Consider the following 13,553-nt stretch of genomic DNA (forward strand, 5'->3'; position numbering starts at 1 on the left):
CCATTCAATAATAGCAGTCATAAAAAAAGCCTGACAATGTAAATTGTCAGGCTTTTTATTGAAGATTAAAATATTATCGATTCATGGACACCAGGAATTCGTCGTTGTTACGCGTTCCCCGCATGCGGTCAAGCAGGAAGTCCATGGATTCCATTTGATTCATATCGGCCATGTGCTTGCGCAGAATCCAGACGCGCTGGAGCGTTTCTTTATCAAGCAGCAGATCTTCGCGGCGAGTACCAGATGCCGTTACGTCAACAGCCGGGAATACACGTTTGTTAGCCAGTTTACGGTCAAGCTGAAGTTCCATATTACCCGTACCTTTGAATTCTTCAAAGATAACTTCGTCCATTTTAGAACCTGTATCAATCAGAGCCGTGGCAATAATGGTCAGCGAACCTCCATTTTCGACGTTCCGGGCTGCACCAAAGAAACGTTTCGGTTTGTGAAGCGCGTTGGCGTCAACCCCACCCGACAGAATTTTACCCGATGAGGGAACTACTGTATTGTAAGCCCGAGCTAGACGAGTGATCGAATCAAGCAGAATCACGACATCGTGACCACACTCAACCATGCGCTTGGCTTTTTCGAGAACCATGGCCGATACTTTAACGTGCCGTTCAGCCTGCTCATCAAACGTAGAAGAAATCACTTCCGCCCGTACGCTGCGTGCCATGTCAGTTACTTCCTCGGGACGCTCATCAATCAGTAAAATAATAAGGTATACTTCCGGGTGATTTCTCGTGATGGCATTGGCAATGTCCTTAAGCAGAACGGTTTTGCCCGTTTTAGGCTGGGCCACAATCATGCCCCGCTGGCCTTTACCAATCGGTGCAAACAGGTCTACAATACGGGTCGAATATTGGTCCGGCTTCGTGCTAAGATTCAGCTTTTCTTCGGGAAACAGCGGAGTCAAATACTCGAATGGAATCCGGTCGCGTATTTCCTCTGTTGTTTTGCCATTTACGGAAGAGACGCGCAAAAGTGCAAAATACTTTTCACCTTCTTTAGGGGGGCGAATCTGGCCCCGCACCGTATCGCCGGTTTTCAAACCGAACAATTTAATTTGTGACGGTGATACATATATGTCGTCCGGACTGGCGAGGTAGTTATAGTCCGATGAGCGAAGAAAACCATAGCCTCCATCTGACATAATTTCCAGAACGCCTTCGTTCTCAATAATTCCGTCAAACTCGCGGATGTGCTGGTTATACTGACGGCGTATCCGGTTTGTGTATTCGTCGGGTCGGGCTGGCTGCCGTTGTTCCGGTTGTTGCTGCGGAACCGTTGGCTGAGCAGGCTGCTGGGCCGCTACTGATGCTGTTTCTTCCGAGTCAGACGTTGGAGCTGAGGCTTCCTGAAGTGGTTCATTTTCAGTAGGAGCGGTAAAAAATTCCTCTGTATCTGGTTCTAATACAAGGTTAATAGCCGCTTCTTCAACTTCCCGTGAACGTTTGTTAGGCCGAGGTGCGTGAGCCGTAGGCTTGGTTGCTGGCGCCTCAGCCGGAGCATCGGGGGCGTCTTGGATAGAATCAGGGGCCTGTTCCGCTTGTGGACGTTCACTACCATCTCGCCGAATCCGTTGCCGCGACCGACGATTGTCAATGTCTATTTCTGCCGAAGCCGGTGCCGAAGCGGATGTTGCCTCTACCGATTCTTCGGTTTTAGGTTCTGTTAAAACCGGTTGGTTAACCCGGTTGCGATTTTCTCCGTTACGACGATCGGTATTGGGCCGATCGGTACGGCGCTGTTGTTCAGGACGATTGCCTGTACTTTCGTTTTTGCGTTTCTGCTCGGTTGGGCGAGTTTCAGAAGCACTGGGTTTACTAATGGGTTGGGCGTCAACAGACTTATCAGCATCCGCTGGAGCTTCGGCGCGTGGGCGACGTCCACGGCGCTGGTTATCCGCAGCGGGCGCGTCGGCTTCCGCAGAGCCATCAGCAGCGATCGGAGCAGCCTCAGGTGCAATAGCCTGCTGGTCTAAGATCTTGTAAATCAGCTCTTTCTTGTTATACTTGGAAATGTCGCGGATTTGGAATTTTTCGGCTATTGGCTTTAACTCAGACAATAGCATATTGTTTAGTTCTTCAATATTGTACATAAAGGCTAATAGAAGCAAAGAGGTGCTTTACTTATTGATAGTGAGCGTGTTGTGAACGAGTGTTGACCAAAGAGGATATTCTGATGCTTAAAAGAAACGACTACTAAAACGTATAGTACAAGACAGTTAATTAACAAAAAGAAGTGGTAATTTGGTAGTTACGCGTCAGACTACTGAGTAGATCAAATTGCGGCTGATCTCATGACAAGAACTGTTGCCACAATGTTAATACGAAACCCCTGATTTGTCAACAAAAAAAACGTCCTTGAAAAGAAATTGTTTTGGCTGGTGGCAAAAATATTTGCCTATGGCCCGGACTATTGTTCGAGTGGATGTTCTGACTGGTTGCGAAGATATAGCATCCGGGTCGGAAATGCAAGTTGTCCGTTATTATGGTGAACGATATTGATTAACCGATAGTTCATTTCTTCTTTGATTCGGTTAAACTCGCGCCAGTCGGCAGTAGAAACGTAATATTGAATCAAAATATCCAGTGAACTTTCGTTGAAGCTATCAAATAAAATAAGGGCTGGATTGGCATTTGTCATCGGGTGATCCGCAAACAGTTGGCGAATCTCTTCCACAATGCGCTGAAGCGTTTCCGGCGGCGTATCAAGAGCCAGCCGAAGGGGGAATTTCGCGCGTCGCTGTCTGCGTTCAGTCAGGTTATCAAGCGATTGAGAAACCATTAGCCGGTTGGGAACGGCAATAAGACTGCCTTCATCCGTGCGGAGGCGAGTGCTCCGAAAGCCAATTTTTTCGACGGTTCCGGTTACTTGATTAACGCCCGTTCCCGCCGTAACGGTATCGCCGGTAACAAAAGGACGGTCAAGCAGAATAGCGAAAGAAGCAAACAAATTTTCGAGCGTTTCGCGGGCTGCCAACGCAATGGCCAAACCGCCAATACCAAGTCCGGTAACTAAGCCAATCACATTAACGCCGTATACCAGGCCCAGCGTGGCAAAACCACCGATAATGCAGACACTCAAAATAATCAGGTCGCGCAGGAAAGGCACGAGTTGATCGTCCAGCTTGGTCTCGGTCAGTTCGGCCCGGCGCTGAAAAATTAGCGCGAAGAATTTAATGGTTCGAACGCCCAGCCAGATCAGCACCAGCATAATGATTGTCTGGTAAAGACGGGCCACAATCTGGCGAGTGCCAAACTGGGTAATGGGTGGCCACTCCCAGGTGGAGGGAATAGAAAGAAGGCTGAAGGCGATGTAAACAACAACAAGCAGCAGCAAAATTTCAATGGGTTTGCGAACCAGACGGATAAATTCCGAGAGCGGAACGGCACTGGTTTTAGACCGCATTAAACCATAAAACGTCTTGCTCAAAATCGTGGAGACGTGTTTTTTGAGCAAGGTAACAGCCAGAATTAGGCCGGAGAACAAAAGAATAGTACCAATAGAGTTCTCCAGAATCTGGGGGCTGAACCATTGTTCCAACGTCTGCATGAATAGAAGCGGCGTGCTTTTTTCTGCCAAAATTCTGCAATGCCGCTTGGATTTACAATTTTTGCGGCGTCGTTTTCAGTCGATAAAAATAAAAGCGACTTTAAAATAATTTTATTGGTAAGTATGAACGTAGCTATTGATTGGGGGAATACATCCATAAAAGTCGCCTGGTTTGACCAAAACCAACTGGTGCAGGCACGGCATAAGGTACTCCTGAGTGAGCTTAAACGTTTGTTGATGGATAGTCCAGCCGAGGCGATCATTGTTTCATCTACCAACCGGCCAGGCGAAGCATTGCGGGAGGAATTGGATTTGCCGACTGACTTTCCGCTGCTTACCCTAATAGGAACAACGCCGGTTCCGCTCGAAAAACATTATGATACGCCGCATACCCTTGGCGCTGATCGCGTGGCGGCGGCGGTTGGCGCTAAAGTCTTATTTCCAGATGAAGACTGCCTGGTCATCGACATGGGTACCTGCATTACGTATGATGTGGTTGATGCAGCTTCTGTATTTCAAGGCGGTATGATTTCGCCGGGATTTCGGATGCGGTTTCAGGCCATGAATGCGTTTACTGAACGGCTACCGCTAGTCGAGCCCGAAGAACAACAGCCGCCGCTTCTGGCCAAAAACACGCGCCAGGCCATGCAGGCGGGCGTTATCAATGGTTTACAGGCCGAACTCAACGGTATTCTGGAAAAGCACCGGCGGGAAAAGCCAGCCATCAAAGTATTGCTGTGCGGTGGCGATGCTCCATTTTTTGAGGCTAGCCTGAAGCCTTCTCTTTTTACCGTGCCAGATCTCGTACTGATTGGCCTGAATCGTATTTTGACTTATAACCTTATGTCTTAATTATTTTCTTCTATCGGTTGGGTTACTGGGAGAATAATGTGAAATATGGAGCCTACATTTTCTTCGGATTCGGCGTAAATCACGCCCTGGTGGTTCTGGACTATTTTCCGGCACAAAGCGAGACCAATGCCCGAACCAGGGTAAATATGGCGCGTATGTAGCCGCTTGAAAACCTCAAAAATGCGTTCGGCATACTCCGCCTGAAACCCAATGCCGTTGTCGGTAAACGTAATGTCGTAATAGATGCCCTCTACCTGCAACAGATTGTAGGATTTTGCTTCTTCAGACGTTAATTCACGGGACTGGATCGTAATGAGTGGAGCTACCGGAGTTCCTTCGTCGCTTACTTTCGTAAACTTGAGGGCATTGTTTAGCAAGTTATAAAATAGCTGATTCATCTGAAGCTGAACCGCTTCGATAATTGGCAATGGCCCAACGACAACCTGCGCGCCTTTTTCCTCAATCGCCAGTTCAAAATCAGTGATTACATTCTGAATCGTCACGCTTAAATCCGTAGGTCGCACATTACGTTCCGCTTTTAGTAGTCGGGAAAATTCCAGCAAGTCCTTTATTAACAGAGACATGCGCTCAGAAGACCCAATGATTTTTGCCAATGTTGCTTTGACATCCTGAGGTAGGGTGGATGTGTTGTTAAGCATTTCGGAGAAAAGGCGAATTTTCCGCAAAGGTTCCTGAAGGTCGTGCGAGGCCACGTAGGCGTATTGCTCCAACTCCTGATTGGATTGTTGCAAATGCAGATTGACCTCCTGAAGGTGCAGGTTGGCGCTGTTTAACTCTTCGGTGCGCAGCTGGACCAGTTTTTCCAGTTCCTGTTCGACTTGCTTCTGGGTCGTAATGTCCTGGGCCGTTCCATTGAAAAGGTATGCCTTCGTTTGCTCGTTGAAAAAAGCCTGCCCCTGCGAATGAATGATGCGGCGCTGACCCGTTTGCCGATTCGTAACAATGTATTCAAGGTCATAACTACCTTCCTGCTCTGGCACCAAAACTTGCTCTAAAGCGTGAATGAGGCGGGGGCGGTCGGCCACATCAATGGCCTGAAGCATGGTTTCGAAGCTATTTTCGTGCTCAGAAAAGCCAAACCACGACTTCATCCGAGTGGAAAAAATGATCCTGCCCGTTGCTGGATTAAGGCTCCAGGTACCCAGCTTCGCTAATTCAATGGCGTTCCGTAGGCCAGCTTCCGCCTCAATGATGGTTTGGCGGCTATAAACCTGCGTAGAGATATCGGTTGCCATGTTTAAGACGGCAAAAACTGTTCCCTCGGCGTTTCGCAAGGGCTTGTATGTAAAATTAAAATAGAATGATTGCAGCTGGCCGTCAACAACAAGGTCGGCTTTACTTTCGTCGGTTTGATACGTAACACCTGTGGTATAAACGTCTTTCAGTAACTGTAAGAATGGCTGGCCATCCAACTCAGGTAAAGCTTCTCGCAACGATTTACCAATCACAGAGTCATCTTTACCCCATAACTTGACCATCGCTTCGTTTGCCAGCCGGATAGTCATATTTTCTCCTTCATAAAGAGCGGTGGCCATCGGCGCTTCCAAAATCAGTTGGCGGAACCGTCTTTCGCTTTCTTCCAGCTCCTTTTTGGCCTTGATCTGCGCGGTTACTTCAGTGGCCATGATGATGACGCCACTTACCGTTCCATCACTTTCCCGCGCCGGAGAATAGACAAAATTGAAATAATGGTCTTCTAACTGGTCATTTCGCTTTAACTGCGTCGGGGTCTCAAAGCCATAGTATGGAATGCCCGTTTTGTAAACAGACCGCAGCAACTCGGGAAATGGCTGACCAGCTAGTTCTGGCAAAGCATCCAGAATGGGTTTGCCAATAGTCCACTCGGATTTACCCCAGAGTTCCAGCAACATGGCATTTGCCGACTCAACCACAAAGTTGTCTCCTCGTACGATGCCGATGGCAACCGGTGCCTGGGTAATCATATTGCGGAACCGTTTTTCGCTTTCTATCAGCGCCTTCCGTGCTTCTTTTTCCGGTCTTAAATCCCGGGATATCGTGGCTCTGCCGAGTGGATTTTTCGTTACCGGATCAACAATAATGAGCGAGTTGGCATGTACAGGAATGGCCTTACCCGTCTTAAAATGCTGGTATAAAATTTCGCCCGACCATTTGCCCTGCTCGCGTAAACTGGTACTAACTTCGTTTTTCACCCTGTCTACTTCTTCGGGCATGACAAATTCGGTGTTTATTCGCCGGATTTCGTCGGAATCGTCCAGGCCTACCATGCGTTTGGCAGAGGCATTGAGGTAGGAGACATGGCCATCAAGGTCGGACAGGCTAATAAAATCAGAGCTGTTTTCAACCAGCGAAATAAGCTTCTGTTGCTCTTCACGGGCGATGACTTCATCGTTAATGTCCTGAACGATAGCAATAACGCTCTCTGGAATACCGTCCTCGCTGCGGATTAGCGAAGCATCGGCTTTAACCCAGATGGTGCTGCCATCCTTGCGCAAATAGCGCCGTTCGACAGTAAACGAAGGAATTTTACCTTCCAGCAAACGGCGCAGTAGAACGGCAATCCGGGGAATATCTTCTGGGTGAGAAATAGCCGTTGAGTTGTGGTTATAAAGTTCTTCCGGCGTGTACCCGACAATGGTACTATAGGCTTTATTGGTAAGTAGATAATGACCCTGAACATCCGTAATAACAATTCCGACCGACGCATTGTCAAAGGCGGTTTGGAAACGGCGTTCAACGTCTTTCAGGGCGGCGTCTTTGCGTTTTATTTCGGAGTTATCGAGGGCCGTTCCGGCGAAGCGGTAGGCTACGCCCTGTTCATTAAAATAGGCTTTTCCTTTACACCGGACCCAGCGCAGTTTTTTGTCTTCGGCACCGATGGTTCGAAATTCGAGATCGTAGTTGCCATCCGAAGCAGGATTAAGCGCCCAATCTACAGCCTCTTTAACAAGCTCCTGGTCATCAGGGTGAATGTGTTGTAAAACGTTTTCATAATTAGTCTGATGGTTGGCCGAAAAACCATAAAGTTCCTGACAGCGGCGATCCCAATTAACTGTATGTCGGATGGGGTCAAGGTCCCAGGTACCCATTTCGGCAGCTTCCAAGGCCAGAAGCCGCTGGTCTTCACTTTCTTTCTGGAGTTGCTGCTGACGGATGCGTTCGGAAATATCCATCATGGCGCCCACCATCCGGATGGCTTTCCCGTCTTTGTGAATGGTGTAGCCCCGGTCAAGAATGTGCGCGTAAGTGCCGTCGGCTCGCCGAAAACGGTATTCGGCGGCCCAGTTTGTTCCGCCGTGGTCAATGGTTGTATGAATGGCATGAACAACCCGATCTCGGTCATCCGCATGAATGTTTTCATACCAGGCGTCGGCATGAGTCCGAATGTCATAGCCAAATATGGCCTTGAAGCCGGGATTCCACCAGACGTAATTGGTCTCTAGATTCCAATCCCAAATGGCATCATGTGTCGCTTTTGCCAAAAGCTCAAACCGTTCATTAGCCGTTGTTAAATCTTCTTCGAATGGCTTTTCCCCGCCTGTCATCGGTCAAATTAATTAATGCACAAATTAGCAAAATTGGAGGCATTAAACCGTGGGCTGCTTCGGTTCTTTCCTTTTTTGCTAACGAATTCAATAGGCTTTGCATCGTTGGCGCGGTTTCCGGAGTACTGTTCTAAACCGAGTCCGGCTTTTTTATTACCTTTGTACGCCGAAACCTATACTTTGGGTTCTTTACCCGCGTTTACAGGTATATGACTCGGTATCAAATCATTTAGTATACAAATAGTCGAACTGTAATTTTTACCGTAACGCGCTGTAAAGGAGCTTATTGATACAACAGCGTAACATGCTCAAATCTAATGTCAACTTGTCGTAAAGGCGTTTCTTCACTTTTCTATACCAGTCTGTTATTGATCGGCTTAAGTCCACTCGCTTCGCAAGGGCAAGGACTCGGCAACTCCCCCTACACCTCGCAAGGCATCGGAGAACTTTACGGAGATAATAATATCTGGAACATGGGAATGGGCGGTATTGGAGTATCCAATGCCAATGGTTTCCACTTGAATACGTCTAATCCGGCTTTGCTGGCCCGAAACCGGAACACCGTTTTTGAAGTAGGTTTGCTGGGACAGGTAAAGTCAATTGCCGATCAAGTCCAGTCGCAACGGGATTTTGGAGCCAATTTAAGTTATCTCGCCTTGGGCTTTCCGGTAAAAAACCGCTGGTCAATGGGAATTAGCCTGCGGCCTTACAGTTTTGTGGATTACAACACAACTACGTATCAGCGCGTACCGGGAACAATTTACGACTCCCGTTCTTCCTACATCGGTCGCGGGGCTCTTAATAAAGCCACATTCACCAACGGTTTTCACCTGGGTAAAAACTTCTATGCAGGGGTTGAAGGCGCTTTCCTGTTTGGTAATGCCACTTATGATTCGGAATCGCAGTTACTGATTAATTTGATTGATGATGTTATTGTAACCCGATCTACGCAAACGACTTACAGCGATGTTTCCTGGCGATTGGGCGCTGCGTGGCGGCCAAAGCTAAATAAAGACTGGTATTTGAATGTTGGCGCTACTCTGGAGCCGCAGACTAAAATTCGCGGCCGCGAAACAGATACCTACCAGCAATTTTTGCCCGGTTCGGGTGACACAGGGGCGAAAACACCTTTGTCATTGGCAGACACGGTACGTTCGAACCAGGGCGGTCGCCTGACGCTCCCCTCCAAGATGCGAGCCGGATTTTCCTTCGAAAAAGCACTTAAGCTGACGGTTGGCGTCGACGTAACGTACCAGCAATGGTCAAAATACCAAACGCTGAGCGGACAATCGGGGAATTTGAAAGATAGCTACTCGGTCGCTGCCGGCCTTGAATTTCTGCCAAACGTAACCTCAAGCAACTACCTCAATCTAATTAGTTACCGCCTGGGGGCTTATTATACCCAATTGCCTAACGTTGTCAATGGAAAACAATTGACGGATATGGGAGGGAGCTTAGGGTTCTCGTTGCCAGTAGGGCGCTTTGTCAATTCAATAACGTTGTCCGTTATGGCAGGTCAGCGGGGCGTTCTAACGGATAACCAGATCCGGGAACGCTATGGAAAAATCGGATTGAGCCTGTCGCTTAACGACCGTTGGTTCCAGCGTTATAAAGTTGATTAACGTTTATTAAGATTTTTAAGTGAACCCAGGTAGAGCGCATTCTGTTTTAGAAGACAGAATGCGTTTTTTGTATGAGACTATGAGCCAGAAATTACACCAACTTTTCACTATAGCAGCGGTAAGTCTCCTGGTCGGGCTGACGGCCTGCGAGGATAAACAGGCGGTTAAGAAAGGAAAGCCATATACCGGGCCGTTGGAAGAGATCAACAACGTGCAGGTACTGTACAGCGAAGCTGGTTTGTTAAAAGTAAAGATGACCACGCCTTTGCAGTTAAAGTACGAGAGTAAGGATTTGATTTATCCTAAACCGGTGAACATTGAGTTTTATGGTCCCAACCAAGAGGTAATGACTACCCTGCGGGCGGATTCAGGCCGGTACATGAATGATAAAAACATGTACAAGGTGATGGGTAACGTGGTAGTTGTCAACAAGGCAAAAAACGAACAGCTCAAAACCGACGAGTTGAACTGGAATCCGGTAACGAAAAAGGTGTATACCGAAAAGCGCGTGAATATCCTGCTGAAAAATACGGGTGAGCGTCTTGACGGCGACGGATTAGACTCAAATCAGGATTTTTCGGATTATTCCATCCGACAGCCGCGAGGCGTTTTTCGAATCGAGCCCGGTACTGGTATTTAGCCACTTAAGGCGTTTGAGGCACGCATTGATCCAGCACTTTGCCGACATCTTTAACCTCTGAGATGGTTTTCTCGTTGCCCCATTCGTTGTAAATGTAGGTGACAATCTCCGCAACTTCGATGTTTGCCAGTTGTGGATTGGCGGGCATGGGACGGTTGTAGGGGCGTCCATTGACGACAATAGAATCACTTAGACCGTGCCGGATCAGGCAAATTACTTTTTCCTTATTCCGTAAGTAATCAGAGCCATTAATGGGTGGGTACAGGGCCGCCAGCCCTTTGCCATCGGTTTGATGACAATTGCTGCAATGCTCTTTGTAAAGCTGTTGACCAGCAACAAAATATTTCTCCCGCTTCAGTTCTTCCTCACTTTGGCAAGCAAGCAGGAACGGTAGGCAGAAGTACAAAGGCAGCAAACAAGGGCGAAAAAGAAGAGACTTTATCAGCCCTTGTTTGTTGCGTATATTTTGACTTTGTGTGGTGAAATAGCTCATTTTTTATACTCGGCCAGCAACCGATCCATATCCCTCATCAGCTTATCAACACCCTCTTCTGTAGTGCCATCGTACATGCCACGAACATGCTTTTCTTTATCAACGAGCACAAAATGGCCGCTATGAAGTAAACCACCGGGAGCGCCTTTGTCTTCCTGAGCAACCACCATGTAGTTTTTGCCGTGCGCAAACATCTTCTCTTTGTCGCCCGTCACAAATTGCCATTGTGCGCTTTTTATGCCTAGCCCATCCGAAAATTCTTTTAGAACGGCTGGTGTATCATGCTGTGGATCAATAGTATGTGACAAAAGCATGATGTCGGGATTATCTTTATATTTGTCGTAAACCCGTTTCATCTGCGTTTTCATTTTAGGGCAGATGGTCGGGCAGGAGACGAAGAAGAAATCAGCCACGTAAATTTTGCCATCGAGCGTTTTATTGGTTACGGGCAGGCTATCCTGGTTGGTAAATTCAAAGGCTGGAATTTCGTGATAAATGGTATCAACTACAGTTTTTCCATCCACTTCTTTGGTGGTGGTTTCGCGCTCTCCGTAAATAGGCAATCGATCGTCAGACGATGAACAGGCAAACAGACCGGTGGCCAGTACTACAGTACTAAAAAATTTACTGACAATTTTCATAAAATAGAGGATCTTACCTTAAAAAAGACAAGCTAATGGCTGCTTTCGTTCCGCTTAAGGTTGGCTTTCCAGGTACTTTTTCGCCCGGTCAATGCTCTGGTTGGTTTTTTCCTTAACCCGCGAAATCTTTTGCTTTTCCAGATTCAGGTATTCTGTCGCTTTAGACTCGTCCAGACTTTTGAGGGTATCCGCTTTGTACTGATACATCCACTCCGACATTAAGCTATCGGCTTCAACCAACGATTGGTTTATCATAATCCCCTCGTTAATCCGATCCTGTAACGGAACGGTCAGCTTATTGGTTTTGGCAGTACTATCTATCATGATAAGCTGCTCACTAATCTGGCCTTTGAGCTGCATAAGCTCTTCCATGCGCGGCATGACCTCATCGTGAACGGCCATAACTTCAGCTTCTAACTTTTCGACTCCTTCTTTACTTTCTGATTTACAGGCGGCTAAAGATAAAAGGGCAAAACAGGTTACGGTGATGGTTACTTTTTTCATAGATATAGTAAGCTAAACCGTCAGCGCGTTTTAGGGGCGGCTGACAAAATTTCACGCGCGTTACTGATGACTTTTTTCGAGGGGTTGTTTCCGCCAATCATCTGCGCAATCTCCTGAACCCGTTCGTCGAAGTTCAGTTTTTTAATCTGGCTAACTGTTTTATTGCCAGAATGGTCTTTGTAAACAAAATAGTGAGCCGCACCCTGCGCGGCGATTTGGTGCAGGTGCGTAATGGCAATAATCTGGTGATTGTGCGCCATATCCTGCATCATATTTCCCATTTTGATCGCGATTTCACCGGACACGCCAGTATCGATCTCGTCAAAGATAATGGTTGGCATCGAGCGTTTGCTAGCGAGAATGTATTTAATCGCCATCATCAAGCGGGAGAATTCACCTCCAGAGGCAACATTTTTGAGCTGCTGGGGCTTTACGCCTTTGTTCGCGCTGAAAAGAAACGAAATAGTATCGATTCCGTTGGTTGTCGGCTTGCCTGTTTCCGACGAGATAGCCAAAGAGGCGTTTGGCATGCCCAGATCATTCAGCAAACTGCCAATTTCTTTTTCAATTAGTGGCAACACCTCTTTACGTGAGTTCGACAGCGTTTGCGCACTTTGAGTCAATTGTTGTAAGGCATCGTCCGCACTGGCTTTGGCCGCGGCGATTTCGTCATCCAGATTTAATACTTTACTAACCTTTCGCTCCAGTTCGGCCTGAATGGCAAGCAATTCCTGAACGGTTTTTGCCTGGTGTTTTGTCTGTAAATTATAGACCAGATTCAGGCGTTCGCGGACGGTTTCGGCGCGGGTTTCATTGGTCTCAACGCCCTCTTGCTCTGTGCTGATTTCACCGGCTAAATCCCTTAATTCAATCAGTGAGCTTTGAGCACGGTCGCGCAATTGCTCAAATTGATCCGATAAGCGGCTTATGTAATTCAGGTTGCTAACTACGCTTTTGAGGTAAACAACCACCGACTGCTCGGCATTGTCCAGGTAATCATAAGATAGCTGAAGGCGCTCCCGAATCACTTCGGCATTTTCGAGGACATTCAATTCCTGCTCGAGTTGTTCCTGCTCGTCGGGTTGTAGCGTTAGTTTAGCGAGTTCTTCGTACAAAAAATTGTTGTAGTCAAACTCCTTCTTCATCTGGGAGGCCTCGTTCAGCAACTGGTCGTAGGCTTCCTGTTTCTGGCGGTATGCCCGGTAATCAACGCGATATTGACGCAATAATTCGTCATTTTGCGCGTAGGTATCGACAATCTGTAACTGAAAATCATTGGATCCCAGCAGAACAGAATCGTGCTGGGAGTGAATGTCCATCATCTGGCTGGTCACGCGTCGGAGCGTCTCCAGGTTGACGGGCGTATCATTGATGAAAGCTCTTGTTTTGCCGGTTGTGCTAATTTCACGCCTAACTACGCAGGTTTGCTCATAATCCAGATCTTCTTCCTCGAATATATTTTCAATGATATAGCCGGAAATGTCAAATGTCCCCTCAATAACGCATTTTTCGGTAGCGTTATAAAGAACTTTGGTATCAGCGCGATTGCCTAACAGCAACCCAAGCGCGCCCAGCATGATTGATTTTCCCGCGCCCGTCTCACCCGTAATGATGTTGAGGGAGCGGTCTGGTTTAATTTCCAGTTGTTGAATCAGCGCGTAATTTTTTATTAGTAAATGCGATAGCATATAGGAATAT

General features: G+C 47.4%; 10 protein-coding genes. 3 read left to right on the forward strand and 7 right to left on the reverse strand.

What is annotated here, in order from left to right; translation table 11 throughout:
* Positions 1-73 precede the first annotated feature (73 nt).
* Together rho and L0Y31_RS12145 are read right to left on the reverse strand one after the other, a co-directional pair.
* The gene (gene rho / locus L0Y31_RS12140; protein WP_234733336.1) at positions 74-2,101 is read right to left on the reverse strand and encodes a transcription termination factor Rho; all 2,028 of its coding nucleotides are present in this window, start codon (positions 2,099-2,101) and stop codon (positions 74-76) included.
* A gap of 317 nt (positions 2,102-2,418) precedes the next feature.
* Positions 2,419-3,558: a mechanosensitive ion channel family protein gene (locus L0Y31_RS12145; protein WP_234733337.1), complete on the reverse strand. Its 1,140-nt coding sequence runs from the start codon at positions 3,556-3,558 to the stop codon at positions 2,419-2,421.
* A 123-nt stretch (positions 3,559-3,681) separates the two neighbouring features.
* Between L0Y31_RS12145 and L0Y31_RS12150 the strand changes: the two genes are divergently transcribed.
* Positions 3,682-4,410: a type III pantothenate kinase gene (locus L0Y31_RS12150; protein ID WP_234733338.1), complete on the forward strand. Its 729-nt coding sequence runs from the start codon at positions 3,682-3,684 to the stop codon at positions 4,408-4,410.
* On the opposite strand, the gene L0Y31_RS12155 is transcribed toward L0Y31_RS12150, so the two are convergent.
* On the reverse strand, positions 4,407-7,955 hold the full coding sequence (locus L0Y31_RS12155; protein WP_234733339.1) for a PAS domain S-box protein: 3,549 nt from the start codon (positions 7,953-7,955) through the stop codon (positions 4,407-4,409). The two genes, L0Y31_RS12150 and L0Y31_RS12155, sit on opposite strands and share 4 nt — an antisense overlap.
* 317 nt (positions 7,956-8,272) lie before the next feature.
* Here L0Y31_RS12155 and L0Y31_RS12160 point away from each other — a divergent pair, with 317 nt between their 5' ends.
* Together L0Y31_RS12160 and lptC are read left to right on the forward strand one after the other, a co-directional pair.
* Positions 8,273-9,577 carry a hypothetical protein gene (locus tag L0Y31_RS12160; protein WP_234733340.1) on the forward strand — a complete coding sequence of 435 codons (1,305 nt, stop codon included), beginning with the start codon at positions 8,273-8,275 and terminating at the stop codon, positions 9,575-9,577.
* Between the two features lie 79 nt (positions 9,578-9,656).
* Entirely contained in the window at positions 9,657-10,217 is a 561-nt protein-coding gene (lptC, locus tag L0Y31_RS12165) for an LPS export ABC transporter periplasmic protein LptC (protein ID WP_234733341.1), read from the forward strand.
* 4 nt (positions 10,218-10,221) lie between these two features.
* On the opposite strand, the gene L0Y31_RS12170 is transcribed toward lptC, so the two are convergent.
* The 4 genes from L0Y31_RS12170 to recN are packed head-to-tail and all read right to left on the reverse strand — an operon-like array spanning position 10,222 to position 13,543.
* Positions 10,222-10,710, reverse strand: coding sequence for a c-type cytochrome (locus L0Y31_RS12170; RefSeq protein ID WP_234733342.1), 489 nt, complete (start codon positions 10,708-10,710; stop codon positions 10,222-10,224).
* Complete coding sequence (locus L0Y31_RS12175) at positions 10,707-11,351, reverse strand: SCO family protein (protein WP_234733343.1); 645 nt, start codon at positions 11,349-11,351, stop codon at positions 10,707-10,709. Before L0Y31_RS12175 ends, L0Y31_RS12170 begins: the two co-directional genes overlap by 4 nt.
* Before the next feature lie 54 nt (positions 11,352-11,405).
* Positions 11,406-11,855: a hypothetical protein gene (locus L0Y31_RS12180; RefSeq protein WP_234733344.1), complete on the reverse strand. Its 450-nt coding sequence runs from the start codon at positions 11,853-11,855 to the stop codon at positions 11,406-11,408.
* Positions 11,856-11,875: 20 nt separating this feature from the next.
* Positions 11,876-13,543 carry a DNA repair protein RecN gene (gene recN / locus L0Y31_RS12185; protein WP_234733345.1) on the reverse strand — a complete coding sequence of 556 codons (1,668 nt, stop codon included), beginning with the start codon at positions 13,541-13,543 and terminating at the stop codon, positions 11,876-11,878.
* Positions 13,544-13,553 lie beyond the last annotated feature (10 nt).

Source organism: Tellurirhabdus bombi (assembly GCF_021484805.1).
GTDB classification, from domain to species: Bacteria; Bacteroidota; Bacteroidia; order Cytophagales; family Spirosomataceae; genus Tellurirhabdus; species Tellurirhabdus bombi.